This window comes from Mammaliicoccus sp. F-M27 (genome assembly GCF_022387115.1).
GTDB lineage: Bacteria > Bacillota > Bacilli > Staphylococcales > Staphylococcaceae > Mammaliicoccus > Mammaliicoccus vitulinus.
Map to the genome: position 1 here is coordinate 52,559 of NZ_JAJNIE010000006.1, position 25,607 is coordinate 78,165.

At 32.6% G+C, this 25,607-nt stretch carries 27 protein-coding genes and 1 pseudogene; 6 read left to right on the forward strand and 22 right to left on the reverse strand.

From position 1 onward, the window contains the following. Window positions 1–101 precede the first annotated feature (101 nt). The 3 genes from LQ598_RS07715 to LQ598_RS07725 all read right to left on the reverse strand — a co-directional run bounded on the left by LQ598_RS07715 (window position 102) and on the right by LQ598_RS07725 (window position 3,714). Window positions 102–1,352 (reverse strand): lipid II:glycine glycyltransferase FemX, encoded by a 1,251-nt coding sequence (locus LQ598_RS07715; RefSeq protein ID WP_182475376.1) that lies wholly within the window; start codon window positions 1,350–1,352, stop codon window positions 102–104. 367 nt (window positions 1,353–1,719) lie between these two features. Then, window positions 1,720–2,487 carry a VOC family protein gene (locus LQ598_RS07720; RefSeq protein WP_192977788.1) on the reverse strand — a complete coding sequence of 256 codons (768 nt, stop codon included), beginning with the start codon at window positions 2,485–2,487 and terminating at the stop codon, window positions 1,720–1,722. Between the two features lie 27 nt (window positions 2,488–2,514). Continuing rightward, entirely contained in the window at window positions 2,515–3,714 is a 1,200-nt protein-coding gene (locus LQ598_RS07725) for a putative multidrug effflux MFS transporter TcaB (RefSeq protein ID WP_016911500.1), read from the reverse strand. A 150-nt stretch (window positions 3,715–3,864) separates the two neighbouring features. On the opposite strand from LQ598_RS07725, the gene LQ598_RS07730 reads away from it, so the two are divergent. Next, window positions 3,865–4,905 (forward strand): SDR family oxidoreductase, encoded by a 1,041-nt coding sequence (locus LQ598_RS07730; RefSeq protein WP_119596035.1) that lies wholly within the window; start codon window positions 3,865–3,867, stop codon window positions 4,903–4,905. A 94-nt stretch (window positions 4,906–4,999) separates the two neighbouring features. On the opposite strand, the gene moaA is transcribed toward LQ598_RS07730, so the two are convergent. From moaA to LQ598_RS07760, 6 genes are read right to left on the reverse strand one after another with little or no spacing between them, the layout of a single operon-like run. Continuing rightward, the gene (gene moaA / locus LQ598_RS07735) at window positions 5,000–6,022 is read right to left on the reverse strand and encodes a GTP 3',8-cyclase MoaA (RefSeq protein WP_107556952.1); all 1,023 of its coding nucleotides are present in this window, start codon (window positions 6,020–6,022) and stop codon (window positions 5,000–5,002) included. 27 nt (window positions 6,023–6,049) lie between these two features. Continuing rightward, window positions 6,050–6,640, reverse strand: a complete 591-nt coding sequence (mobA, locus tag LQ598_RS07740) for a molybdenum cofactor guanylyltransferase MobA (protein WP_107536408.1) — start codon at window positions 6,638–6,640, stop codon at window positions 6,050–6,052. A gap of 7 nt (window positions 6,641–6,647) precedes the next feature. Further along, window positions 6,648–6,881 (reverse strand): molybdopterin converting factor subunit 1, encoded by a 234-nt coding sequence (moaD, locus tag LQ598_RS07745; protein WP_239745406.1) that lies wholly within the window; start codon window positions 6,879–6,881, stop codon window positions 6,648–6,650. Beyond that, a complete protein-coding gene (locus LQ598_RS07750) occupies window positions 6,881–7,330 on the reverse strand; it encodes a molybdenum cofactor biosynthesis protein MoaE (RefSeq protein ID WP_016911495.1) in 450 nt (149 codons plus the stop codon). The genes moaD and LQ598_RS07750 overlap by 1 nt, the downstream gene beginning before the upstream one ends. An 8-nt stretch (window positions 7,331–7,338) precedes the next feature. After that, on the reverse strand, window positions 7,339–7,800 hold the full coding sequence (gene mobB / locus LQ598_RS07755; protein WP_239745407.1) for a molybdopterin-guanine dinucleotide biosynthesis protein B: 462 nt from the start codon (window positions 7,798–7,800) through the stop codon (window positions 7,339–7,341). Then, window positions 7,797–9,056, reverse strand: coding sequence for a molybdopterin molybdotransferase MoeA (locus LQ598_RS07760; protein WP_239745408.1), 1,260 nt, complete (start codon window positions 9,054–9,056; stop codon window positions 7,797–7,799). Before LQ598_RS07760 ends, mobB begins: the two co-directional genes overlap by 4 nt. A 68-nt stretch (window positions 9,057–9,124) precedes the next feature. On the opposite strand from LQ598_RS07760, the gene moaC reads away from it, so the two are divergent. Continuing rightward, window positions 9,125–9,604, forward strand: coding sequence for a cyclic pyranopterin monophosphate synthase MoaC (gene moaC, locus LQ598_RS07765; protein ID WP_016911492.1), 480 nt, complete (start codon window positions 9,125–9,127; stop codon window positions 9,602–9,604). Here the strand turns inward: moaC and LQ598_RS07770 are convergent, their stop codons facing one another. From LQ598_RS07770 to modA, 6 genes and pseudogenes are all read right to left on the reverse strand, one after another. After that, window positions 9,605–10,105: a MogA/MoaB family molybdenum cofactor biosynthesis protein gene (locus LQ598_RS07770; protein WP_016911491.1), complete on the reverse strand. Its 501-nt coding sequence runs from the start codon at window positions 10,103–10,105 to the stop codon at window positions 9,605–9,607. Window positions 10,106–10,116: 11 nt separating this feature from the next. Next, window positions 10,117–11,118 carry a ThiF family adenylyltransferase gene (locus LQ598_RS07775; RefSeq protein ID WP_107536404.1) on the reverse strand — a complete coding sequence of 334 codons (1,002 nt, stop codon included), beginning with the start codon at window positions 11,116–11,118 and terminating at the stop codon, window positions 10,117–10,119. A 285-nt stretch (window positions 11,119–11,403) separates the two neighbouring features. Next, window positions 11,404–13,389: pseudogene (locus tag LQ598_RS07780) on the reverse strand (molybdopterin-dependent oxidoreductase); the annotation flags it as partial. Window positions 13,390–13,593: 204 nt separating this feature from the next. Next, entirely contained in the window at window positions 13,594–14,193 is a 600-nt protein-coding gene (locus tag LQ598_RS07785) for an ATP-binding cassette domain-containing protein (RefSeq protein ID WP_107536399.1), read from the reverse strand. A 6-nt stretch (window positions 14,194–14,199) separates the two neighbouring features. Then, window positions 14,200–14,868, reverse strand: a complete 669-nt coding sequence (modB, locus tag LQ598_RS07790) for a molybdate ABC transporter permease subunit (protein WP_107556943.1) — start codon at window positions 14,866–14,868, stop codon at window positions 14,200–14,202. 11 nt (window positions 14,869–14,879) lie between these two features. After that, window positions 14,880–15,647, reverse strand: a complete 768-nt coding sequence (gene modA / locus LQ598_RS07795) for a molybdate ABC transporter substrate-binding protein (RefSeq protein ID WP_107556942.1) — start codon at window positions 15,645–15,647, stop codon at window positions 14,880–14,882. A 242-nt stretch (window positions 15,648–15,889) separates the two neighbouring features. Between modA and fdhD the strand changes: the two genes are divergently transcribed. Then, window positions 15,890–16,684, forward strand: coding sequence for a formate dehydrogenase accessory sulfurtransferase FdhD (fdhD, locus tag LQ598_RS07800; protein ID WP_107556941.1), 795 nt, complete (start codon window positions 15,890–15,892; stop codon window positions 16,682–16,684). A gap of 59 nt (window positions 16,685–16,743) precedes the next feature. Here the strand turns inward: fdhD and LQ598_RS07805 are convergent, their stop codons facing one another. The 5 genes from LQ598_RS07805 to LQ598_RS07825 all read right to left on the reverse strand — a co-directional run bounded on the left by LQ598_RS07805 (window position 16,744) and on the right by LQ598_RS07825 (window position 20,321). Beyond that, window positions 16,744–17,490 (reverse strand): GNAT family N-acetyltransferase, encoded by a 747-nt coding sequence (locus LQ598_RS07805; RefSeq protein ID WP_107556940.1) that lies wholly within the window; start codon window positions 17,488–17,490, stop codon window positions 16,744–16,746. A gap of 14 nt (window positions 17,491–17,504) precedes the next feature. Next, the gene (locus LQ598_RS07810; RefSeq protein WP_016911814.1) at window positions 17,505–18,056 is read right to left on the reverse strand and encodes a biotin transporter BioY; all 552 of its coding nucleotides are present in this window, start codon (window positions 18,054–18,056) and stop codon (window positions 17,505–17,507) included. Between the two features lie 73 nt (window positions 18,057–18,129). Beyond that, a complete protein-coding gene (locus tag LQ598_RS07815) occupies window positions 18,130–18,990 on the reverse strand; it encodes an ROK family protein (protein ID WP_107556939.1) in 861 nt (286 codons plus the stop codon). Between the two features lie 9 nt (window positions 18,991–18,999). Further along, on the reverse strand, window positions 19,000–19,638 hold the full coding sequence (locus tag LQ598_RS07820; protein ID WP_107556938.1) for a FadR/GntR family transcriptional regulator: 639 nt from the start codon (window positions 19,636–19,638) through the stop codon (window positions 19,000–19,002). Beyond that, window positions 19,638–20,321: a FadR/GntR family transcriptional regulator gene (locus LQ598_RS07825; protein WP_016911817.1), complete on the reverse strand. Its 684-nt coding sequence runs from the start codon at window positions 20,319–20,321 to the stop codon at window positions 19,638–19,640. The genes LQ598_RS07820 and LQ598_RS07825 overlap by 1 nt, the downstream gene beginning before the upstream one ends. A 151-nt stretch (window positions 20,322–20,472) precedes the next feature. On the opposite strand from LQ598_RS07825, the gene LQ598_RS07830 reads away from it, so the two are divergent. Together LQ598_RS07830 and LQ598_RS07835 are read left to right on the forward strand one after the other, a co-directional pair. Next, complete coding sequence (locus LQ598_RS07830) at window positions 20,473–21,342, forward strand: N-acetylneuraminate lyase (RefSeq protein ID WP_103323552.1); 870 nt, start codon at window positions 20,473–20,475, stop codon at window positions 21,340–21,342. Window positions 21,343–21,372: 30 nt separating this feature from the next. After that, complete coding sequence (locus LQ598_RS07835) at window positions 21,373–22,881, forward strand: sodium:solute symporter family protein (RefSeq protein ID WP_103323551.1); 1,509 nt, start codon at window positions 21,373–21,375, stop codon at window positions 22,879–22,881. Window positions 22,882–22,988: 107 nt separating this feature from the next. Here LQ598_RS07835 and LQ598_RS07840 read toward each other — a convergent pair whose 3' ends face one another. Together LQ598_RS07840 and LQ598_RS07845 are read right to left on the reverse strand one after the other, a co-directional pair. Beyond that, window positions 22,989–23,924 (reverse strand): ABC transporter substrate-binding protein, encoded by a 936-nt coding sequence (locus LQ598_RS07840; RefSeq protein ID WP_107556936.1) that lies wholly within the window; start codon window positions 23,922–23,924, stop codon window positions 22,989–22,991. Between the two features lie 196 nt (window positions 23,925–24,120). Further along, complete coding sequence (locus LQ598_RS07845; RefSeq protein WP_016911821.1) at window positions 24,121–24,492, reverse strand: YbaN family protein; 372 nt, start codon at window positions 24,490–24,492, stop codon at window positions 24,121–24,123. Window positions 24,493–24,635: 143 nt separating this feature from the next. On the opposite strand from LQ598_RS07845, the gene LQ598_RS07850 reads away from it, so the two are divergent. Further along, window positions 24,636–25,574, forward strand: coding sequence for a DMT family transporter (locus tag LQ598_RS07850; protein WP_107556935.1), 939 nt, complete (start codon window positions 24,636–24,638; stop codon window positions 25,572–25,574). Window positions 25,575–25,607 lie beyond the last annotated feature (33 nt).

Genomic DNA, 25,607 nt, shown 5'->3' on the forward strand with positions numbered 1-25,607 from the left:
TGTAAATAATTGTAATATATATTATTTGTAAATCAAACCTCTACATAAAGAAAGCACTAAAATTTAAATAATTTAAAGTTTTAGTGCTTTTTATTCTATGATTATTTTCTTTTGATTTTCTTTTCAATCTTACGCTTATAAGTTGAGACAGCAGGTTTAACCTTTTCAATCGCTGTATATAGTGGTTTGTTTAATACATAATCAAACTCACCAATTTTTTCACTTAAGTATGTTCCCCATACTCTCTTAAATGCCCATAAGCCATAATGATCATGATCTTGATCAGGGTCATTATCTGTACCACCAAAGTCAAACTTATCAGCACCTTTTTCTTTCGCAAAGCGCATCATTTCAATAATCATACGATGGTTTGGTAAGAACTCACGGTATTCATTTGATGAAGCACCGTATAAATAATATGATTTCTTACCGGAGAATATAAGTATGCCTCCAGATAAATAAACACCATCTGGTTTTTGTTCTTTTAATTCTTCCATTTCTTGAATACGTTTCTCAAAATTGCCTAATTTTTCTTCCGCATCATTCAATTGGTTAACAACTTTTTTAGTTTGTCTTCTATTTGTAAGTTTCTCTTTTTCTTCTAATAATGCATCTCTTTCTTTAAACAAATCTTTCAACACATTATCAGGAACAACTTTAACTAAGAATAACTCACAATCACCATCAGGATGTAAATGATCATAAATATTTTCAAAATATGACACATCTCTCGTTAAGAAATTGTCTCTTTCCCCTGTTTCTTCCATAATTTGTGCAAAGATTTTTAAATCATCACGATTCCCAATAATTAACTCTGTTCCTCGTTTTAAAGAGTTTCTTACACGTGAACGATTTCGTTTATCAAAACTTTGCATTAAATCTTCTTCAGGTTGATCAATTTTCGTAATCATAGTCATACGTGGTTGAATATAAGATTTGCTTAGGCCATCTTCAAACCCTTTATGTTCAAATCCTAAAGATGTTAAATATTCAAGCACACCTTCTGATTGGTCCACTTCTATGTCTGGATCAATTTTGATTGCGTAACTTTTCTCATTTCTCGCCATTTCTTTAGATAATTCAAATAGTACTTTAACAGAAGTTTCATCTTTATAGTCCACAACAAAACCTCTAGATATGTAACATAAAGTATATGGTAATTTTGGCACTTTTTTAAATAACAGTTGTGCGACTCCTGTTAACGTTTCGCCGTCACCAACAGCTATACGACGAGAATACCAACCTGTAAGCTTTTTGGATTCTGCCCACTTTGTAAGTTGCAACATATCACCATTTGGATGTTGCTTTACAAATTCATCATGTTGCTCATGAGTGATATTCATTTTCTTTATCGTCATTTATAAATCTCCTTTTTGTCAATTCGTCTATTAATTATACAATGAAACATACTATAATTTCACGCAAAAGACCAATATTTGTTATACTTGTTAAATAAACCATTATAGTTAGGATTGAAATATATGAGACAATTATTTCTAACGCTTTTTATTCTCCTAAATATTATCATGATTATCATCAGCCTTAATTTTGATATCACTATTAATTATTTAAGTTATCGCATTATCATCGTGGCATTTACCTTCTTGTTAAGTATCGTTTTCATACTGGAAAATGCCCGAAAATCCGTTTTACTTATAGCGATTCTCAGTGCCATTATAGCATTAATTCATTTAGCACTTATTATTCAAAGTGTTTACTTTAATGTTTATGCAAATTAGGCTTAAATAAGTAGTATGCGCCTTTGTAAAAAGTGCGCGTTTCTTTTTTTATGTGTGAAGAATTTAATGATAACGTCGTATATTGTTCATCATTATTTTTCTCTAACGTAATCACGACATTGTCGTCAGTAAATCCTAAGTTAACATATTGCTCATCTTCTTCAAGCACTACTAGACCATACCATGATTGCCAATTTTCACTCGTTTTTTTGATGTTCTTCACTTGAACAGTTACACCCTCTATTGATAAATCATGATGAAAATACGCTTTGAGTGCAGACTTTCTTTCTTCATCGCTTTCACCCCACTGAATAATAAAAGGTAAATCAAGATCACTATCATCATCCAAATAGAGTAATTGCCAATTGATAACAGTGCCATCAGGTTTTGTGCGCGACATTTCTATTGGTCCTACTACATCAAGTTCAAATTGCATAAGGTGTTCTTTTACTTTATGGATATCATTTGTCCTCAAGCATATTCTTTTAAATCCTTCACATACGTCACGCACTTTAAAAGTATTGGCAAAACTTAGTCTACCTTCTTCTGTTTGAGCGTAAGATTGTGCTAAAGGTTTATCAAATACATCAATCCATTCTATATAATGTAAATCGATATAACTCAGCTGATTATAAGTACCTAACTCCGTATGCTTACCACCTTGAATGCTTTTAATATGATGATTAGGAAAATCGATTGATGCTATACCATTTACGTAGTGAATAATATGATCGAAATATAAAGTCATTTATAAAACCCCTCTCACATTCATATATTATGATGCTCTAAAAACTTTACTATTTATGAAATATAATATGATCAGTAAAATAGAAACAATAACAATCGTAAAGACATATGGGAAGACATCATGCTCGCCATTAATACCTACTAATGGTGATACTAGACCACCAAACAAGAATTGAGATAATCCTAATAAACTAGCAGCACTTCCAGCGCCACCTTTATTGTTGGACATAGCTATCGAAAATCCAGTCGCACCTATTGCTGAAACTGGGCTAACAAGTATGAAGAACCCTATCATCAACAACCATATTGGCCAACCATTTATCAGTGTTATTGAGACGATAATGACTCCAAATATTTGAATCATACCGAATAAACGCATTAAGAGATGTTCGTCATAATGATCAACTAATTTATTGATGATTTGACCTGATAATATTAATCCAAGTCCATTAAAGGCAAACATCCAACTGAATGACAAAGGTGAAATATTGTATACAGACTGTGTGATAAACGGTGAAGCAGATATGTAACTAAAGAGTAATACATATGTACAGCCTTGTATAAATAAAGGCATTAAGAACTTTGGACTTTTTAGTAGATTTTTAAAATCACTTAAAACCTCGCTTATTCTACCTGATGAACGTTTTTCTTCCGGTAAAGATTCTGATAATTTTAATGATGACAAACTAAACATCATTAACCCAAAAGCTGTTAACAAAATAAACACCGTTTTCCAAGTTGAAAATGATAAAATAATACCTCCCAATACTGGCGCTAATATAGGCGCTACACCATTGACTAACATTAAAATAGCTAGAAATTTCGTCAACGCTTTACCTTGATATAAGTCGCTTGATATTGCCCGGGAAATAACCGCTCCTGCACCACCTGTAAAACCTTGAATAAATCTTAATGCCATCATAATGTATATATTTGGCGCAAACACACATAAAATAGATGCGATCGTATATACAATTAAAGCAACCATTAATGGCTTTTTACGACCAATAAAGTCTGAAAGTGGACCAACAAATACTTGTCCAATCGCTAATCCTACCATGAATAGCGTTAACGTTAATTGAGTATTTGAAGTCGTCGTATCAAAATCACGACTAATTTCAGGTAAAGCTGGTAAGTACATATCAATTGAAAATGGTCCGAAAGCTGTTAACAAACCTAGAATAATAATTAAAAACAGTGACGGCTTTGCCATCTTTTGCTCATTCATGAAATACGCTCCTTTTAGCTCTATTATTTAACATTATATGCCTCTTAAAATTCAAAAGGCAATGTTATATATAATCAATTGTTAAATTGCTTTACTTTCACTATATCATCATTCAAAATATAGTGAGAAACTTAGAATCGGAGTGGAAACATGAATATCTTTTTAACTGGTGCAACGGGATTTGTAGGTGCTGAGTTAATACAATCACTTGCAAAAGATTTACACAAACATTTTTACGTATTATATAGGTCTAATCATAAAAAAATGTTATTACTAGAAAAATTAGACCCATCATTTCATTCAAGAATTCATTTTGTATATGGGGATATAACAAATGAATGTTGTGATGTTAATGATCATGACATTAACAATATACCTCAAATAGATAAATTTTATCATTTAGCTGCATTAGTGAAATTCAACTTTGAATTAGCAGATGAGCTATACCACATTAATTATATTGGAACAAAACATGCTTTGGATTTAGCTGAACGATTACAAACGAAACATTTCCTTTATGTCTCAACCGCTTATACAGTTGGCAAAAAAGACAAAGCTGAAGAAACATTACATTCACTTGAGTCGCCAACACATAACCCTTATGAAGCAACAAAAATAAAAGCAGAACACATCGTGGCACAGTGCACAACTATGGCAACTTCAATCATTAGGCCAGCAATTATTATAGGAGATTCTAAAACTGGAGAAGCGGATTCTAACTTTACTTTATATGGTTTTATGAAAGCATTAAAAGTATTTAAACGTAGAGTTCAAAGACAACAAGACAATAATTCTTATAGATTATTTGGAGATGCGAGCCATTCATCCAATTTCGTTCCAGTTGATTACGTTGTTGACGTACTGACTGTAGCGTGTGATTATGCTGAAAATCATAAAATATATCATGCAACCAATAACAATCCGCCATCGAATGATTTTATATTCCAAACAATTAAGCATCATTTAGACTTTCATCAATTAGAAGTTGCGCCTCTTACAGAGATTAATACAATTACAGATGATGAAAGAGTTCTTAATAGTTTTATCGATGTATTCGCACCATACTTCTCAAAGTCCATTGAGTTTAATGATGACAATACAGCAGCAATGATGGAAAAAGCAGGACAAAGCACATTGAACCTTACAGATGATACTTTAGATATGATAATTGGAATGTATTTCAAAAAATAATACAATAAACAACAAACCTAAGATGGGCTACATCTTAGGTTTGTTGTTTATTGTGTCAGTCGTTTAGAAAATAATATTACTTGAAATACATTTCTTATCCGCCTATATAATTCATATTAATTTTATTGTTTTTTCGTCTCGCTACGGTAGCTTCTGTACGTTCATCTGAATATTTATCATCTCTAATGTTCCATAAATGTTTCAATATAGATAATATTTCATCGTCTGTTTTACCGCTTCTTAATTCGGACTTAATGTCATATCCATTTTTCTCAGCAAATAAGCATCCGTAAAATTTACCGTCTGATGAAATTCTTGCTCGCGTACATGATGAACAAAATGAAGCAGACACACTCGTAATGAGTCCAAACTGTGCACCGTTATCTTTATGACGATAATACGTTGCAACTTCGCCAAAATAATTAGCATCTACTGGCTCTATTTCAAATGTTGACGCTATTTCATCCAGCATTTCTTTTTTAGTTACTACTTTATCAAAGTTCCATCCATTATCATTTCCTACATCCATAAATTCAATGAATCTCACAATAATATTTTTATCTTTAAAATATTGAACGAGTGGCAATATTTCTTGATCATTGATCCCTTTTTGAATGACAACATTAACTTTAACTTTCAAACCAATAGAGACAGCATAATCAATTTGTTCAAGTATTTGAGATGCCGATATATTTCGATTATTAATAGATTTAAACAACTCATTATCAAGCGCGTCTATACTGACATTGACTCTTCTTAACCCAGCTTGATATAAATTCAAACCATGCTTTTTTAATAAAAGGCCATTTGTTGTTAAACCTATATCTTCAATACCTTCGATGTTGTTTAACTCTTGAATCAATTTATATAAGTTACGTCTTAATAGTGGCTCTCCACCCGTAATTCTTATTTTTTCAACACCTAAAGTGCTATACAATTTAGAAAGCCTTACAATCTCTTCAAAGCTGAGCAATTCTTGTTTAGGTAAAAATACAAAATCGTCTCCAAATATTTCTTTTGGCATACAATAATCACAGCGAAAATTACAACGATCAGTAACAGATATTCTTAAATCTCTAATCGGTCTTCCTAATTTATCTTTGATAGGTTGATTCATCGTAACGCCTCCTTACCTAAACAATAGCTAAAGTTCTGTTGTTTCTAGGTCTTCAATGTAATTAATATTTTGATACCAATTCGTTGGATCATTAATAAAGTCTACATTTAACCACTGTGAAGGTTTCTTTTGATATATCTCTTTCATTCTATACTCTTCTTGATCTAGAGCATCTTTAATATCCTCTACTACACGATGACTGTAAAAAGCTAATGTCGGCATCTTCTTACCATCAGCTTCATATCCAGCAATATCTAGCTGTTCTTCCATTACGCGTGATATGAAAAATTGATACAGATGACTAATTGCTTTTTCTGTTATCTTCGGTGTATCACAAGCGATAACAAAGTAGCATTCTGTATCATATTGTTGCATCACGCTGTATATACCGCCTAAAGGTCCATTGTTCTCATATTCAGGAAGATCTACAACAATGTCTTGATAATCAAACGAATCTTTCATCTCTTCACTGGAACTAATAACGATTTTTTCGAATAAATTCGTTTGATTTAAAGTTCGAATGATTTTTTCATAAAATACTTCCCCGCTTATTGTTGCTAATGCTTTTGGTGAACCAAATCTACTGGATTTTCCTCCAGCTAGAATTATTGCTATCATTTTCTCTTTACCCTCCACTAACTGGTGGAATAAGTGCAACGACGTCTTGATCTGATACAACATTTGTATCTTGCACAAATTCCTCATTTACAGCAATTTGAAAAGCTTCATCCTTTAATTCAGGATGCTTTTCAAATAAATATTGCTTAAATTTTAACACAGAGTATGCCTCGTTAAGAGAGATTTGCTCTTCATTTATGTTCATTATTTCTTTTAAATGAGCAAAATACAATACTTTCATCATTCACCCTCCATTTTAATCGAAGAATGGTACCTTTTTTGACTGCCTTGCCATTCTTCTCCATCTTCCCATATTTCTTTTTTCCATATAGGGACTATTTCTTTAATTCTTTCAATTGCATATTCATTAGCTTCATACGCATCATGTCTATGAGGTGATGAAACACTAATAACAACGGCAATATCAGAAATTTGTAATTCACCAATTCGGTGCGCAATTGCCACAATAGTTCCTGGCCATCTCTCGCATATTTCATCACCTATTTGTGACAATTTTTTCTCTGCCATTGGTACATATGCTTCATAAGCTAAATATTCAGTTTTAATACCTTGCGTCCATTCTCGAACATGACCTGTGAATACAACAATTGCACCTTGTTTTTCATTTAATGTCCATTCTCTATATTCTTCTGGATTTATAGGAGCGTGAACAACTTCAAACTGTTTCATATCGTCACCTACTCTTTTTCTAACCAATTTTGAAACCATTTTATAAATATTTTGTTTTCCTCAATATCAAACGCATTTAATGAATATATAACATTTTCCAATTCTTTTTCTAAAGTATCCGCTTCTTTTGTTAATAATACTTTTGGATACTGCTCATGTTTAAATCCTTCAATTAGAAGTATATCTGGTATCACAGATAAATCTTCAGCTATTATTTTTTCTAATGATTTATCTACTTTAGTGACTCTCTCCATTAATTGTTTTCCGAGAACTATACTTTCCTGTGCACCATTTTTTATAAAAGATAAACTATCTACTTCTTTATGGTCCATTGAAATATCTTCAACGCCATGTCCATGATGTTTGATGGTCGTTACCGTTAGTTGGTTATCATGGCATACTTTAATTAATTTATTAATTAAAGTTGTTTTACCACTATTCTTATACCCTACTATTTGTAAACATTTCATAGATTCAATGCTCTTTCATATGATTGATGATCGGTTAATAATACTTTTACTTTATCACCTTTAGCATATCCTCTAGTCCCACTCGGTAATATAATCATGCCGTTACTTTTTGCAATTGCAACGACTGCATTTGATTTGTTAAAACCAGACGGTTCCGCATATACACCATCGTTAGAGAATGAGATTTTTGCTCTTATAAATCTCGTGAAAGGGTTAGCTTTCTTAAAATCCTCATTAAGAGTCGCTTCTATTATGACTGGATAAATTTCTTGAGCTGCCATCATTTTTTGTATAGCCGGCTTCGTAAATAAATGAAATCCTGAATAGCATGCAGATGGATTACCAGATAAACCAAATAATATATGATTATCTTTATACGCTACCGTCGTTACACTACCTGGTCTCATTTGTACTTTATTAAATAACACTTCTGCATCGATTGCTTCATAAACTTTCGGCAAATAATCAAAGTCACCTACAGATACACCGCCAGTTGTTATTACAATGTCATGCTGCATCATTGCCTTTTTCACGATATCTATACACCCTTGAAGATTATCTTCTTGAATTTCATATGTAGTTGTTTCAATATTTATATCACGACATAAGGCTTCTATCATTGGACCATTAGAATTTCTAATCTTTCCTGGTTCTAGTGGGTCTTTTGGACCTACTAACTCGCTTCCTGTTGCAATGATAGCTACTGTAGGCTTTTGAAAGACTTTAACATGTTGGTATCCAAAAGTTGCTAATATAGCAATAACGCCACTATTGATTTGTTGTCCTTTATCCAAGACAATATCCTGTTCTCTACATTCTTCACCTTTAAATGAAATGTTTTCACCTTGTTCAAAAGACTTACGAATGGTAAAACCATGTTCATTTTCAACCGTTTGTTCAAACATGACAACTGCATCAGCGCTATCTGGTATAGGCGCACCAGTCATAATTCGAACAGCTTCCCCATTTTTCAGTTTTACATTTGATCGTGTGCCAGCTCCAATATGGTCAACAACTTTAAACGCAATTCTGTTATCTCCAGTGGCCCCTTGTGAGTCTTGACTATTTATAGCGAATCCATCATAAGGTGATTTATTAAACCTTGGAATATCATATGTTGCTTTTACATCTTCAGCTAATATATAATTCAAGCTTTCTTCTACAGGTAGCGTAAAGGGTTCTTTATGTTTTACGACTTGAATGACGCTTTCTATTGCTTCTTTAACAGGTATTGGTGTTCGCATTTCAACTGACATTTATTAACGCTCCTTGTCATTTTATCTTTGCTTACATGTTATAATATTTTTTAGAAAGGATGATCATAATGTCTGATTTCACACATTTTAATGAGCAAGGCCATGCAAAAATGGTCGATGTTTCAGATAAAGAAACAAGTACACGCATTGCAATCGCAAACTCTAGTATTAAAGTTAATCAAACCATTTATAACCAAATAAAAAATGCAACTAATAAAAAGGGAGATGTACTTGGTACAGCTCAAATTGCAGGTATTATGGCTGCTAAAAATACGAGCCAACTCATACCAATGTGCCATCCTCTCCAATTAACAGGTATTGATATCGAATTTGACTGGGATAATGAACATTCATACACATTAAACATCGCTGCCACTGTTAAGACAAAAGGTCAGACAGGTGTAGAAATGGAAGCATTAACTGCAGCAAGTGTAACAGCTTTAACGATTTATGATATGTGTAAGGCTGTAGATAAAGGCATGATCATCGGTGAAACGTATTTATCACATAAATCCGGTGGGATAAACGGTGATTTCAATCGACAATAATTATTTATTAAGCTCATGTACTAAATGATTGATTTCTTTAGTGATGAGCTTTTCCATTGCCAATTTAACAGCACCGGTTGATCCTGGAATAGAAATGATGACTTGTTTACCTTTAGTTCCAGCAATTGCTCTAGAAAGCAAAGCTCTAGAACCTACATCTTCTGTGTAACTTAAATACCTGAATAATTCACCAAAACCTTCAATTTCTTTCTCTAATAAAGGTTTAATTGCTTCAATCGTTACATCTCTCTGACTTATGCCAGTTCCACCTGTCGTGATGATGACATCAAGTTCTGCATTTAACCACTTCGTAACTTGAGATTGAATTGATGCGATATCATCTTTAACAATTTGATAATTTTCATCAGAGAGGTTAACGTTTAAAGGCTTTAAATAGTCTTGAACAAGTTGACCACCTTTATCCGTTTCTTTCGTTCTCGTATCACTTACAGTCAATATTGCGACTTTAATATCTCGCTCTATTCTATCAACGACACTCATCCCAACAGCTCCTATCCAAACATATTCTCAACAAATTGTCTTCCTTCTTCAACAGATTCAATATCATGAATTAATAATCTTCCATTACTAAAAGCGACAACTCTATGATCATCATATAAATATTGAATCATATAAGCATTGGATCTATGTAACAATCCATTTTGCGCAACAAACTTTTCAATTGCTGGGCGATTTAATTTTTCATTTATATATTGGACAGTATGACGACCACATAATTCTGTAATTTGTTGATCTGACGCAGCAAGTTTTGAATATGTTGGATGCTCTCCACACGTTTCACAATCTTTTCGTCTCATTTGTTCAAAACCAAATGTTTGATGTTCACCATCCCAAACATCACCATAAGTGATTTTAGGCGTAAATTTATAACCAGATAATATTTTTAATGCGTCTGCAACTTGTAAACTTGTTGCCATCGTTACAGCTGGATTGATGACACCAACTGTGTCACACGTTCGATTGATAACGGGTAACTGAGGTAGTACACAATCAAAACAAGGTGTTTCGCCTGGTATAAATGTAGCTTGAACATAAGTAGATTCTAAGCAAGCACCATAAATCCAAGGTATGTTCATTTTAAAAGCAAAGTCGTTGATCACAAGCCTTGTATTAAAATTATCCGTTGCATCTATAATAATGTCAGAATAACTCGCTACTTCTTGTAATAACTTTGCATCACACTGCGCTATATATGTTTTTATTTGGATATCTTCGCGTATCTTTTTTAAATGTCTTTCTGCTGCCACGACTTTTGGCAACATTTCTTTAATATCTTTTTCTACAAATAATGTCTGTCTTTGTAGATTAGAAGATTCTACATAATCTCTATCAATAATGTTAAGTCTACTTACACCTGATCTTGCAAGCTGTTCTGCAACGTGAGTACCTAATGCACCCATTCCCACTATAGTGACGTTGCTCTTTTCAATTCTTTCTTGTCCTTGTTCTCCAATTTTATCGAATAAAATTTGACGAGAATAACGTTCGTTCATTTTTATCAACCTTTCACGAATCTCTTTAACTCTATTATAGATTGAAAGCACTTTATCCTCAATTAATAGATAACCTACTCTTCCTTAAAAGAGCAGATTATACTATTATAATATCTTTTTTTCTAGTTTTGTCATATGCATCATCGTAATAAGTGCAATAATTCCAAATAAAGCTAACAAGAAAAATGCTAAATGATTTGAACCTGTTAAACTCGTCACGAATGTAATGATTAGAGGTGGGAAAAATCCTCCTAGTCCACCCATCATAGAAACAATGCCATTCACAACACCTGCTTCTTTCGCTTCTTCGCCAAATAATAAACTATTACAATCAAATTGTGGATATGATGGTAACCAGCCTAATCTCGCTGCCAACACATTGTAATCTGCAGGATGCTGATGCTTTAATTCATTTGATAACGGTGATTGTAATTTATCGACACCCGATTCTTCGTATTTCCATTGGTCAGTAGCAAAATAAAACCAACTTGTTGCATTCTGTAATCTTGGTGGACCTTGCCAATCTTTTGCGAAGGCAATTGTTGACCAACCTTCTATAGGTCTACACTTTTCTTGTCCTACATAGTACGCCCATCCACCACCATTTACACCTTGGCAACCACACAGCATAACGAGGTTTAAAATCGAACGATATATTGTATCTGAGTTAAACCAATGATTGATGCCAGCTCCCATAATAATCATTGAACGCCCTTGTGTATCAATTGCATTTTGAGCAAACTCTCTTGCAACTTGAGTGACAACAGAAGATTTAACACCTGTTATTTTTTCTTGCCATTTAGGTGAATAGAATGAATTTTCATCTTCATAACTTGAAGCTTCAAGAGGATGATTAAATCTTTTTACACCGTATTAGCTTGTCATTAAATCATATATCGTTGCTATATAAATTTTTTCACCGTGTTGATTTTCAATTTCTTTAGCTAAAATCGGTCTTTCAAAAATACCATTTCCTGTATTATCAAAATAAGGAAATTGAATCGTCATCAATTTTGAATTGTGTTCTTTCAACGTTAATGCTGGATCAATCTTTGAACCATCTTCGTTTTCTAAGTTAAGATTCCACTTAACGCCTTCTTCATATCGTTGTCCCATTGTGCCATTAGGTATCACAAGCTTTTCAGTGTTTTGATCATATACAACAGGTTTCCATTCAGCATGTTCAGTTTCCATACCTAAATCACTGGATCTTAAAAATCTGCCTGCTTTATATCCTTCTCCATGCTTTTCTAATTGAATAACGAAAGGCATATCTGTATATTGTTTCGAATAATTTATAAACATTTCTTCTTGCTTATCTTCATAATATTCTTGAAGTATGACGTGTGTCATCGCTTGAGCCAATGCTGCATCAGTACCTGGATTTGGAGCTAACCAATTATCAGCGAATTTCACATTTTCAGCATAATCCGGTGCTACTGATACAACTTTTGTACCTTTATAACGAACTTCAGTCATAAAATGCGCATCAGGTGTTCTTGTAAGTGGCACGTTTGAGCCCCACATAATAATATAACCAGCGTTATACCAATCACTAGATTCAGGTACGTCTGTTTGTTCACCCCATATTTGTGGAGATGCTGGTGGCAAATCGGCATACCAATCATAAAAGCTCAACATTTCTCCACCTAATAAAGAGATAAAGCGAGCACCAGAAGCATAACTGATCATAGACATCGCAGGTATAGGCGTAAATCCAGCTATTCTATCAGGACCAAACTTTTTAACCGTATAAATAATTTGTGCGGCGATGAGTTGTGTAACGTCTCTCCAATTAACTCTTACGTGCCCACCTTTACCTCTAGCGCTTTTGTATATTTCCGCTTTGCTTTCATCTTCTACAATGGAAGCCCAAGCAACAACAGGATCACCGAATTCACTTAAAGCAGCTTTCCATAATTTCCAAAGTTTCCCTCTAACATAAGGGAATTTCACACGTAACGGGCTATATTCATACCATGAAAAAGAAGCACCACGAGGACATCCTCTCGGTTCAAATTCAGGCATGTCAGGTCCACATGAAGGATAATCAACCTGTTGATTTTCCCATGTTATAACACCATTTTTCACGAAGACTTTCCACGAACATGATCCGGTACAGTTAACACCATGTGTAGTCCTAACCACTTTGTCATGACTCCATCGCTCTCTATACATCTTTTCCCATTCTCTACTTTTCTCTTCTAAAATTGACCAGTTACCATTAAACCTTTCAGTTGGCTTAAAGAATTTCAAACCTAATTTAGACATCGATAGAACCTCCTAATAATTGCCCTTTATTATCTAAATTAATTGTAATTTTTTTCACAAACTTATTATATTAGGGGATTACCTATAGTTCCTTATGAAATCCCTATTCTCATGATTTTGTATAATGCTGTCTGAGGAATACGTGCGCAAAAAAGACTGCCAACAAGTTCACTTTAAGTGACTTTGTCGACAGTCTGAGGTTTTTTATTTTATTTCTATTATTTCATCTGCTAATGTTTGAACTTCTTTTTTAGAATGAGATACAAGAATAATTGGAATTTGCCACGTTCTAAATATAGATTTTATAAGTGCCATTCCTTCTTCTTTAGTCTCATCATCCAAACTCGAAAATGGCTCATCTAATAACAGCAAGTTCGGCTTTACGCTTAATACCCTACATAATGCCACTCTTTGGGATTCTCCACCCGATAACGTTGAAGGGTATTGATTTAAACAATTACTGATTCGTAACTGATTGATCAACTGTTCCGTTTCTTTGTTTGCTGGCTTCATATAATGAATATTTTCTTGAACGGTCATATGTGGAAATAGTTGATAGTCTTGAAATAAATATCCAATTTTTCTTTCTTGAACTTTTATAAGATGGTTACCATCACTTAATGTTTTGTTCTGTATAATAATTTTACATTCATCTGCTTCTGTCAGACCTGCAATGATATTTAACAAAGTAGATTTGCCAATACCAGATTTACCTACAACTGCATAAATTTTAGGTTGTGAAGACTCGATATTTAATTTGATTGTTCTATCTTTAATGGATTTTTTTATAGAAATATTAATCATAAATATCTACTCCCACTTATGATGCTTTTGATTTAATAAATTAATCGTACTTATTACACATATAGCAAAAGTTATCAATACAATTACCCACAACCATGCCTTATGTTCTTCGCCTGACTGCACTAAGAAATATATTTCTAAAGGAAGCGTGTTCGTTAATCCTGGAATGTATCCAGCAATCATAAGTGTAGCGCCAAATTCTCCGAGTCCTCTAGCAAAACTCATGACAACACCTGAGAATATAGACCGCTTCGCCAAAGGTAATACAATCGTTCTAAATATCTTTCCTTCACTCGCTCCCATAGTTCTAGCTGAATTGAGCATTTTTGGATTTATCGCTTGAAAACCATTGATAACATGTTGATACATTAAAGGTAAGCTCACAATAATGGCTGCAATGACAGCACCAATCCACGAAAAAATGACATTAATATGAAATACATTATCTAACAGTTGTCCGAAAAATTGATTTTTTGAAAATATAATAAGTAATATAAAACCCATAACAGTTGGTGGCAATACAATTGGTAACATGATGATACTTTCAATAATGGGCTTTAATTTACCTTTATAGTTAAACATCAGTTTAGCCAGAGTGATACCTAGGATACATACGATGATCGTACTAATTAATGTTACTTTAACGGATATCCATAATGGTGTTAAGTCTGGCATAGCTTTATCTCCTAACCTTCAAAGTGATATTCTTTTAAAATTTCTTTCGCTTCTTTAGATTTTAAGAAATCAAACCATTCTTTCGCTTCTTTATTATCTGTAACGAGTCCTGCTCTATATATAATTGGTTCATTTAAAGGTGCATCTGATAATTTAACAACATTATCTGCTTTTTTATCTTTTCCTTTATATAAATCAGTTTCATATACAAAACCAGCTTCGGCATTTTCTTTTTGAACGTAATTCAATACTTGTTTCACGTCTTTAGCAAATACAAATGTACTCGTCATACCTTCATACAAATCTTCTTTTTTCATATACTCAAGAGCATAATGGCCTGCTGGCACACTTTTTTCTTCTCCAAGAGCCACTTTTTTAGGTGAAGTAATATCTCTCAATTCTTTTATATCAGAATTTTTATATTTTATAATAATTAATTTGTTTTTAGCATAATCATAAACTTCAGATACTTTATCATTATCTTGTAGTTTATCGACATCTGATGTATTTGCTGACATTATAACGTCTACATCTGCTCCAGCCTCTACTTGTTTACGTAAACTTCCTGAACCACCATAATTAAATTTAATATGCGTATTAGGATGCTTTTTATTGAATTCCTTTTCTAGCGCTTTCGATACACCTGTTAAACTTGCTGCTGCCGAAACTGTTAAAGTCTTACTTTCAGTTTCTTTTTTAGCTTTATCCTGATTAGATTCCGTACTACAACCAGCTAATACAAGAAGTAATGCTACGGCAAATATTAATAACTTTTTCATTTTCTCGTTCCTCTCTCATGTAAAATATGTATAAACTTAATTTACACCTTTCAATATATTAATGAAAGCCTTGTGTTTATTTTTTCACAAATACTCCTTAATTGATATAGCTTATTTATAAAACAAGGGATATCCCCTACACATTTATTGCATGGTTCGTTCGAAAGTGCTTTCACTTTATATATGCTTCTTTTAACAGTAAAATTAATATATATTAATTAATGACTAAGTGAGGAATTCTTATGAAGCATAATATGGCTTACAATCAACCTATTTTAAAATATCAAAACAATAAGTTTATAGAAACAACCGATTGCTACGTTACAGAATTCCCTCTCACAATCATGATAAACGGTGAAGAGTTTGCGACAATCATATGTTCTCCAAATAATTTAAGAGAACTCGTTATAGGTTTTATAGCATCAGAAGGCGTCATCATGAAAAAAGATGAAATCAAAAGGATCACAATAGACGATTCAAAAGGATTTGCTCATATAGAATTAAGTAAAATAATAGATCCTAATTATAAAAAGTACACGCAAAGAATGATTTCATCATGTTGCGGAAAAAGTAGAGAATTCTATTTTAATAACGATGCCGCTACAGCCAAAATTTCTCATTCAAAGTTAAAAATAAATCCACAACAAATTATCTCAATGATGGATAAACTGCATACAGAAAGCAAAACATTCAAAGAAACTGGTGGATTACACAATGCAGCAATCAGTGATGGTGATAACTTTTATGAACATCGCTCAGATATCGGCAGACACAACGCTCTCGATAAATTGTATGGACACTGTATAGAATACAATATTCCAATTCGAAATAAAGTGCTCATTTTTAGTGGTCGTATTTCCTCGGAAATATTGATTAAAGCTGCGAAAATTGGTGTAGGCATTATTCTGTCTAAATCCGCACCAACTAACTTAGCAATTGACTTAGCAGACGATTTAAATATCACATCTGTCGGTTTTATTAGAGACGGTAGCTTCAACGTTTATAGTCATTCAGAAAGAATCATTAGAAGTCGTTAAATGAATCAAACAACTAAGCGCCTACTAAACCCTATAAAGGTAAAGTAGGCGCTTATTTATTATTCATATTCTTTTAAAGCTTCGTATTGATAGCCACTATATACATAACCTTGTTTCTTGTACATATCTTTTGCAGTATCTTCTCCGTCTGCTACTAATATAATCAGCTTGTCTTGAGCAAAATCCGCAACGAAAGCTTGCATCTTAGTACCGATACCGAGCTTTCTATAAGGTTCTCTTACTGCGAAACTATCTAATTCTACATATTTCTCATGGTTCCAAATGAGTAATGTACCAACTGGCTTGCCTTGATAATATGATAATACTTGTACAGGATTATCTTCATATAATTGATTTTTACTCACTTCAATTTTAAGTTCTGCATAATCTGTACCGTACTTCTTATCATATTCATAAGATACATTTAAAAAATCTACAAGATTATCTTCATTAGTTGTCACAACATCTATATTGTCATTATCTTTACTCACAAAATCTTTATCTACATTAATATATAATTCAATCCAACTATATTCATAACCATTTTCTTTTAAGTATCGTTCTAATTCAGAATCTATTGAATGATTTTCAGGAAACACAAATTTTAGAAAAGGTTGTTTATGTTGCTCATGTAACGTTTTCAACATCTGTTCGTCTTTTTTAAAAGTATTTAAATCAGGCATAACTTTGTACACTATTTTATTAGAGTCATACTGAATACGTTTATTCAAAGTATGATATTGGATATATCGATCTGTCTCATTCAATATGTCTCCATCTGTTACTATGTCTATAAATGAAACCATGTTAAGTCACCTCATTAAGTATTTCTTAACCTTTTAATTTCAGGTATGTTCTTCAAACTAAATAATAACATAGTTGCCAATATTGCTTTAACAATATCCCCAGGAAGGAAAGTGGCAGCTAGTATATATCTTTTAGAAATTGATATATTCATGAATTCTCCCATGAAATAACCACCAACTAAGTTGAGTAATAACACACCAATAATGATATTAACGGTTAATGCATATGTAAATGTTAGCTTATTCCATTTTTTATCTATCAATAAACCTATTAAAAATGCCACAACTGGATACCCAAATATATAACCTGCAGAAGGTCCAAAGAATACACCTAAGCCGCCTCTTCCTCCAGATAATAACGGTAGACCAGTAGCTACAAGTAGTAAAAATATAACAACGCTCAATGTACCTCTCTTATAGCCTAGTAAACAGCCAGCCAATATAATTCCAAGATTTTGTAATACAATTGGCACTGGCATAAATGGTAATGGTATCGGTGGTATGAATGCCATTACTGCAATAAAAGCTGTAAACATTGCTATCATAACGATATCTTTAGTCTTCACTTTCTTCACTCCTAATATTAAGATATCGTAAATTATACCATATTGTTAACCTATTAGTAATATAAGTTAACAATTAATCGAAAAATGTTGAGACTGCTCCATAGAGTGCCGAATCATTACCTTTAGAAGTTGTTTCTATTTTTGCATGCCCATATGCTTCTGGAAGAAAATTATCGATAAATGGTTCAATTAAACTTATTAATTTCCCTTCCTGTTTAGAAATACCACCACCAATTAATATGACTTCTGGATCAAACATTATTTGAACTTGAGCAATACCTTCAGCAACATATTTAGCCCATTCGTTTAATATTTTCAGCGCTTTGTCATCTTGTTCATATGCTCTATCAAATAAATTTTCAACCGTGACAACTTCTTTATAATGCTCTTGAATTAATGCTTTCAAAGCGGTAGTTGATCCTCTATCTTCATATGTCTTATCAGTTTGTTCATCATATAATAAGTATCCAATTTCACACGCTCTATATTGTTTGCCTTCTAGTAATTTATCTTCGTAATAAGCGCCCCCAATACCAGTACCTATTGTCATTAAAAATATAGATTTTACATCTGTACGATATTCTAATAATTCACCTAGCAATGCACTAGAAACATCATTATTTATCACAACATTTCCTGCTATATCTGCTAACGCTTCTTTGAAATTTGTGCCATTATAATATGGAATTGTAGGTCCTGCATATGTAATTTCACCTTTTTCAGAATCAACCACACCTGCTGTAGAAATACCAACATCTGGGTTATTTAAGTGAAAGGTTTCTTTATAATCTTGAATGATGCGTATAACCTCTTGAAGAATACCACCATTTTTATTGTGAGGTGTCTTTACTTTCTGATAACCATGTAAGCTTTGAGATTTATCTATAACACCAGACTTTATAAAAGTGCCTCCAATATCAATTGCAATTTTCATAATATCCTCCTATTTAGACAAGTGCTGTGTCATGAGTTCTTTCGCTAATTTAACATCTTTATTCGATATGGCATCTACAATTTGTTTATGTGTTTCGTTTGTTTGAATATAATCTATATCCTGTCCTTCTTCTTCAATATGATAAAAATATGAATGAATAACTGAACTTAATTGTTCAAACAATACATTGCCAGTCGAATGCAAAATAGATTGGTGGAATGCTTTATCGTTCTCATAATGATTTGTAACATCTTCGCTAACGATAGCTTTCATCTGACTGATGTCTTTATTTAATTTTACGATTTCTTCGATAGCAGCACATTCAAAAATAATTCTTAGCGAGAGCAAATCTTTTTTCGATCCATTCGCAACTTGGAAACTAAATAAGAAACCTTCTACTAAACTGGAAACATCAGGCGCTTTAATTAACGTGCCTCTACCTTGTACCGTCTCGATAACACCAGTATGTTCAAGATAACTCAACGCTTCCCTTACAACCGATCGACTGACGCCATACATTTCCGTAAATGCCCTTTCTGTCGGTAATCTATCCCCTTCAGTTAAACCTTGATCTAAAATATATTGTTTGATTTCTTGTAAAACTTGAGTCTTTAAACTTTGAACTTCAATTTTATTTAATTTTCCCATCATTTTTGCTCCAATTCTTCTATCCATTCAATAACTCGAGACAGATGTTTATTAATAATTGTATGTGCTAAAGACAAATCTCTCGATTCTATTGCTTGTATAATATCCCTATGTTCTTTATAAGATTTTTTGATATCTTCTTTATCAACCACTTGATTGAATTGATTTTTTACAAAGTACTCTTTGATAACTTTACTCATTGTAATTAACGTTTGATTTTCCGTGAATAATATAATCGTTTCATGAAAAGCTGAATCATATTGAGCTAATTTTTGAGAATGCTCTATAGATTTATAATAAACTTCATTTATTTCTTTTAACTTATTGGCATCTATCGGAATTGCATTTTCGATGAGTAGACGTATCGCACCTAGCTCTAATATTTTACGAACTTCTAACAACTCTTTTATTTTGAAGCCGTGTACTTTCATATGTGACTCAAATAACATAGATAAATGTTTATTTTTCTCTGTAATAAACATACCACTTCCTGACTTAACTTGAATAAGTCCACTTTGTTGCAAACGACTAATAGCTTCTCTTACTACAGTTCTACTAACACCTAATTGGTCTATAAGCATTTTCTCTGAAGGCAGTTTATCCCCATTTTCAAATTGATGTTCAGCTATATATTCTTTTAAATTTTCTACTGCTACATCAACTAACGATGTTCGTTTCATCATGATTTTCTACCTCCCTTTAATAATGTATTTTATCATAATTGCCATGACAAATAATAAAAACGATTGACATAGACAAATGTATTCGCTTACAATATGATTATAAATTGGTCTGACAATATTATCAATATATAAATAAAAAGGAGTTTTTTAAATGAAAGGTTTATATTCAGCGTTATTAGTACCATTTGATGAAGAGGGAAATATTTTAGAATCAGGATTAAGACAAATCATTCGTCAAAATATCGAAGAACAAAAAATTGATGGCTTATATGTAAACGGTAGTTCTGGAGAAAATTTCTTAATGAACACTATTCAAAAGAAAAAAGTATTTGAAATTGTTAAAGATGAAGCTGGCAATGAAATAAAACTTATTGCACAAGTTGGTGCCTTGGATTTAAAAGAAGCCATTGAATTAGGTCAATATGCGACTGAATTAGGTTATGATGCTTTATCAGCTGTTACACCTTTCTACTATCCATTCAACTTTGAAGAAATCAAATATTATTACGATGCAATAATTGAAGCAACTGGTAACGATATGATTATCTATTCTATACCTGCTTTAACAGGTGTTAACTTATCTATTCAGCAGTTTGATGAATTGTTTAAAAATGAGAAAGTTATTGGAATTAAATACACTGCAGCTGACTTCTTCTTATTAGAAAGAATTAGAAAAGCATTCCCAGATAAACTTATACTTTCTGGATTTGATGAAATGCTCATACAAGCAGCTGTTTCAGGTGTAGATGGTGCAATTGGATCTACTTATAACATTAACGGTCGTCGCGCTAGACAAATTTTTAACTTAGCAAAAGAAGGAAACATTCAAGAAGCATATGAACGCCAACACGAAACAAACGATATCATCGAGCAAGTCCTAGCTTTAGGTATCTATCCAACATTAAAAGCTGTTCTATCAACTAAAGGTATTGAAGCTGGCTCTGTAAAACGCCCATTAGCACCATTAGACGATGATTCATTAGAAAAAGTTAAAGAACTCGTTTCTAAATACAACTTATAATTTATTGATGAACGAAGGGGATGTCATACTATGAATGAAGTAGGTTTTGGTACAGGAAACTGGATAGCGTTATGCATCTATTTATTAATAACGTTATTCATCGGTGTATATTTCTCGAAAAGAGCCGGGCAAGATACAGAAGCATTTTTCAAGGCAAAAGGGAGAGTCCCAGCTTGGGCAGTAGGTTTCTCTATATATGCGACAACTTTAAGTGCTATTACATATATGGGAACACCTGAAAGAGCATTTAATACGGATTGGTCATATGCGGCAGGTAATATAGCAATCATAGCTATTATACCTTTACTTATATACTTCTATATTCCGTTCTTTAGAAAGTTGGATGTTACAACTGCTTACGAATATTTAGAAGAAAGATTTGGCATCGTTATGCGTGTCATCGGTTCACTCGCATTTACTTTATTCCACATTGGTCGTGTTGCAATCGTTATTTATTTACCAACACTCGCCATTACATCAGTTTCAGATATTAATCCATATTTAATCGCTGCATTAGTAGGATTACTTTGTATGATTTATACATTTATGGGTGGTATCGAAGGGGTTATCTGGAGTGATGTTATTCAAGGGATTATTTTAATCGGTGGTGCCGTTGCCGTGATTTTCTTAGGCGCATTTCAAATCGACGGAAATTTTGCAACGATCGCACAAGAAGCTATGCAAGATAAGAAATTGATATCAGTAGAGAATTGGAAATTTGGAACAGCTGCAGCTGCCATTCCAATTATATTCATAGGCTCTATCTTTAATAACTTACATCAATATACAGCCAGTCAAGATATCGTTCAACGTTATCAAACAACTGGTTCTATATCATCAACAAATAAATCATTATGGACTAACGGATTTCTAGCTCTTATTACAATTCCAATTTTCTATGGAATGGGAACAGTACTGTATTCTTTTTATAATAATGTTTCTTCATTACCAGAAGGATTTAACACTTCAGCAATCGTACCGTATTTCATTTTGACACAAATACCACCATTTGTTGGAGGATTATTAATAGCAGCAATATTCGCGGCAGCACAATCTACAATTTCATCAAGCTTGAACTCAATTTCAGCTTGTGTTGTAGTAGACTTGAAACAAAGATTTTCTAAAAATAACAACTCTAAAAATGATGTGCTATTAGCTAGAATCATCATCATTATCGCAGGCATTTTTGGTACGTTAGCATCATTATACTTAATCAATCAAGAAACAAACGAGACATGGGATTTATTCTTACTTGTAACCGGATTATTCGGAGTACCAATTGCCGGAGTATTTGCAGTAGGTATCTTTACTAAGAGAGCAAATACGTATGGTGTTATAATCGGATTAATCGTAGCAGCAATCGTATCTTACTTTATTGGAAAAACTGAAATCACACCATTTACAGTATCCGTGATCGGTTTCTTCATAGCATTTATCGTAGGATATTTAGCAAGCTTACCATTCTCAAAACACAATAAAAATATCGTAGGTTTAACTATTTATACAATTAATGATCAATACGTAAAAGAAACTAAATAGCTTTGATTATACCGAAAGAAAAAACAGAGAAAATCCTTGTTCTCCCAGGATTTTCTCTGTTTTTGTATATTTATATTTGAGACTGGATTGTTCAACCTCATAACACTTTATTTATCAGCGTTTTTAAGTAATTGTTCTTTTAAGTATTTACGTTGCATTTCTAATGAGTACGGATCATTGTACCAGAATGTTTGTGCATCTAATTCTATTACTTTGTCATTCTTAACTGCAGGTATAGATTTCCAAGATTCTGTCTTAGTGAATTCTGGTTTAGCTTTTCCTTTAGTTAATGGTAAGAATAAATAGTCTCCTGAGTATTTTTCAATTTCTTCTTGAGATATTTTTTTCCAACCATCTTTCTTAACGTCTTTTTCTACACTTTCAGGCATTTTCAAATCAAATGCTTGGTATAAAATTTCTGTTCCTCTACCCCAGTTTTCACCATAGCTGTAAATATCTTTTTCGAATGCTTCAATAACTGAAACTGTTGTATCTTCACCGATTTTTTCTCTAATTTCTTTACCGTCTTTAGCTGTTTCTTTTTTCCATTTTTCTACCCATTTTTTGGCTTGATCTTCTTTACCTACTAATTTACCAAGTTCTACTTGCATATCTAAGTAGTTATGTTTTACGTAATCATATGGAATGGTTGGTGCTATTTTTTCATATTTTTTTAAGTTTTTATCTGCATTATATGTAATGATTAAATCTGGTTTTAATTCTGCAACTTGCTCAACATTATCTTCACTGACTTTCTTAATGTCTTTAATTTTATCTTTAAGAATCGGTGTTTGCTCTGTTGAAGCTGGAACCCCTATTGGTTTAACGCCTAAATGTAATAATCCACCAACATATGATGGTGCTAAAACAACAATACGTTTAGGTTTCTTCGGTATATCTATTTTTTTCCCGTCATCTAATTTATAGCTCACTGTTTCTTTGCTTGATTTAGTCTTGCTATTGCTATCTTTATCTTCTGATTTGTTCCCGCATGCAGCAACCATCAAAGCTAAAGCCATAACTAGCATTAAAAGTTTTCTCATAATTGTCCTCCCAATTGATAATGACTCTCATTTTCATCTCTGTTTATTATATAACCCTTAATCACTTATAGCAATAACATTTTTTAATTTACATTTTATTTTAACGATTCATTTATTTTACAATCTGCTTCTCGCAAAATAATCCATAAAAAAAACTGTCCACAAAGTTATAAACTTCATCGACAGAATATGAAAACTATTTATTTTTGGCAGGCAATGTTTTAACAAAAGTAAATAAGACGACTGTTTGGAAAAATAGCATAATGCATAATCCAATTCTAATATAAAAATGATCGATCATCCAAATTGAAAAACCTACTACGATATATACACTTATTAACAATTCGAATTTCTTCTTTAACGTATAACCTCTATATTTTTGAAAATCTTCTACATATTCTTTATACACTTTAGTACTTACAAGCCAACTATGAAATCTATCAGAACTTTTTGCGAAACAAAATACTGCCAATAATATGAATGGCGTTGTTGGTAGTAAAGGCAACACTGCGCCTATAAAACCTAGAACAGTTGCAAGTATACCTACCGATATTAACATGAATTTCATGTAGTAACCTCTCTTCAAACTCATTATGTTCATTATAAGAACGCGTAATATGAAATTGCAAGCAAAAGAATTTCAACTTATTGTTTCTTAATATTTCCAATGCTAAAATTAATTAACATCATTTAGAATTGGGGGGACTATCATTGCAAAATAATCACTTGAAAGGTACCTTGCTCGTTATGCTTGGTGCTACATTTTGGGGATTAGGTGGCACTGTTACAGAGAAGCTTTTTACCGAATATAGTTTGCCTGTTTCTTTATTTGTAGCTGTACGATTAATTTTAAGTGGATTTTTCTTATTATTAATTGCTAAGTTCATCCAGAAACAATCTTTATTACATATTTTCAAAGTTAAACATGCCTTATTACAACTTATCATTTATGCCTTATTTGGTATGTTAGGTGTGCAATATACTTTTATGGCTACGATTGATAAAGGAAATGTTGCGATTGCCACGCTCCTACAATTTTTGGCACCTGTCGTAATATTGATTTATTTACTTTTGGCTAGAAAAAGTAAATTTAGATGGACAGATATTATGATTATTTTATGTTCATTATTCGGTACAAGCTTACTTTTAACAAATGGTGACTATTCAACTTTATCAGTTCCTCCAAACGCGATTTTTTGGGGATTATTAACAGCTTGTGCAGCTGCTTTTTACACAGTTTACGCAGTGAAATTATTTTTAAATTGGCCGTCGCTCGTTGTAATAGGATGGTCCATGTTTATAGGTGGCATCGCATTGTCTATAATCAATTTAGATTTCTCATTCCCATGGTATTTGCTTGATTTAAAAGGGGCTATTTACTTTAGTTTTGTCATTACCTTTGGAACGATGTTCGCATTTTGGATGTATTTAGAAAGTGTGAAATATATAAGCCCTCAAACAACTGCATTATTTGGTGTACTTGAACCTGTTACGGCTGTTATTTCTTCAGTTCTATGGTTGAAAGTTCCTTTTGGTATTTGGCAACTCATCGGCATGATCGTGATACTCATTGTCGTACTTTACATGTCGATTGGTATGAAACCTAGACGTAAAAAACGATTAAAGGCTACGCAAAACACCGGATTATAATAATAAAAAAGACGAAAAATTATTTCATGTTAA

Coding starts and splice junctions, on each gene's coding strand:
- LQ598_RS07775 (WP_107536404.1), bottom strand. CDS start 11,118: ATGAACGAACGTTATTCTCGTCAAATTTTATTCGATAAAATTGGAGAA.
- LQ598_RS07760 (WP_239745408.1), bottom strand. CDS start 9,056: ATGTCAGTTGAAATGCGAACACCAATACCTGTTAAAGAAGCAATAGAA.
- LQ598_RS07770 (WP_016911491.1), bottom strand. CDS start 10,105: ATGAGTGTCGTTGATAGAATAGAGCGAGATATTAAAGTCGCAATATTG.
- moaC (WP_016911492.1), top strand. CDS start 9,125: ATGTCTGATTTCACACATTTTAATGAGCAAGGCCATGCAAAAATGGTC.
- fdhD (WP_107556941.1), top strand. CDS start 15,890: ATGAAGCATAATATGGCTTACAATCAACCTATTTTAAAATATCAAAAC.
- LQ598_RS07720 (WP_192977788.1), bottom strand. CDS start 2,487: ATGACTTTATATTTCGATCATATTATTCACTACGTAAATGGTATAGCA.
- LQ598_RS07815 (WP_107556939.1), bottom strand. CDS start 18,990: ATGAAAATTGCAATTGATATTGGAGGCACTTTTATAAAGTCTGGTGTT.
- moaD (WP_239745406.1), bottom strand. CDS start 6,881: ATGAAAGTATTGTATTTTGCTCATTTAAAAGAAATAATGAACATAAAT.
- LQ598_RS07805 (WP_107556940.1), bottom strand. CDS start 17,490: ATGGTTTCATTTATAGACATAGTAACAGATGGAGACATATTGAATGAG.
- LQ598_RS07835 (WP_103323551.1), top strand. CDS start 21,373: ATGAATGAAGTAGGTTTTGGTACAGGAAACTGGATAGCGTTATGCATC.
- LQ598_RS07840 (WP_107556936.1), bottom strand. CDS start 23,924: ATGAGAAAACTTTTAATGCTAGTTATGGCTTTAGCTTTGATGGTTGCT.
- mobA (WP_107536408.1), bottom strand. CDS start 6,640: ATGATAGCAATAATTCTAGCTGGAGGAAAATCCAGTAGATTTGGTTCA.
- LQ598_RS07750 (WP_016911495.1), bottom strand. CDS start 7,330: ATGAAACAGTTTGAAGTTGTTCACGCTCCTATAAATCCAGAAGAATAT.
- LQ598_RS07725 (WP_016911500.1), bottom strand. CDS start 3,714: ATGAATGAGCAAAAGATGGCAAAGCCGTCACTGTTTTTAATTATTATT.
- modA (WP_107556942.1), bottom strand. CDS start 15,647: ATGAAAAAGTTATTAATATTTGCCGTAGCATTACTTCTTGTATTAGCT.
- LQ598_RS07830 (WP_103323552.1), top strand. CDS start 20,473: ATGAAAGGTTTATATTCAGCGTTATTAGTACCATTTGATGAAGAGGGA.
- LQ598_RS07785 (WP_107536399.1), bottom strand. CDS start 14,193: ATGATTAATATTTCTATAAAAAAATCCATTAAAGATAGAACAATCAAA.
- LQ598_RS07820 (WP_107556938.1), bottom strand. CDS start 19,638: ATGGGAAAATTAAATAAAATTGAAGTTCAAAGTTTAAAGACTCAAGTT.
- modB (WP_107556943.1), bottom strand. CDS start 14,868: ATGCCAGACTTAACACCATTATGGATATCCGTTAAAGTAACATTAATT.
- LQ598_RS07825 (WP_016911817.1), bottom strand. CDS start 20,321: ATGATGAAACGAACATCGTTAGTTGATGTAGCAGTAGAAAATTTAAAA.
- moaA (WP_107556952.1), bottom strand. CDS start 6,022: ATGAATCAACCTATCAAAGATAAATTAGGAAGACCGATTAGAGATTTA.
- LQ598_RS07845 (WP_016911821.1), bottom strand. CDS start 24,492: ATGAAATTCATGTTAATATCGGTAGGTATACTTGCAACTGTTCTAGGT.
- LQ598_RS07730 (WP_119596035.1), top strand. CDS start 3,865: ATGAATATCTTTTTAACTGGTGCAACGGGATTTGTAGGTGCTGAGTTA.
- mobB (WP_239745407.1), bottom strand. CDS start 7,800: ATGAAATGTTTACAAATAGTAGGGTATAAGAATAGTGGTAAAACAACT.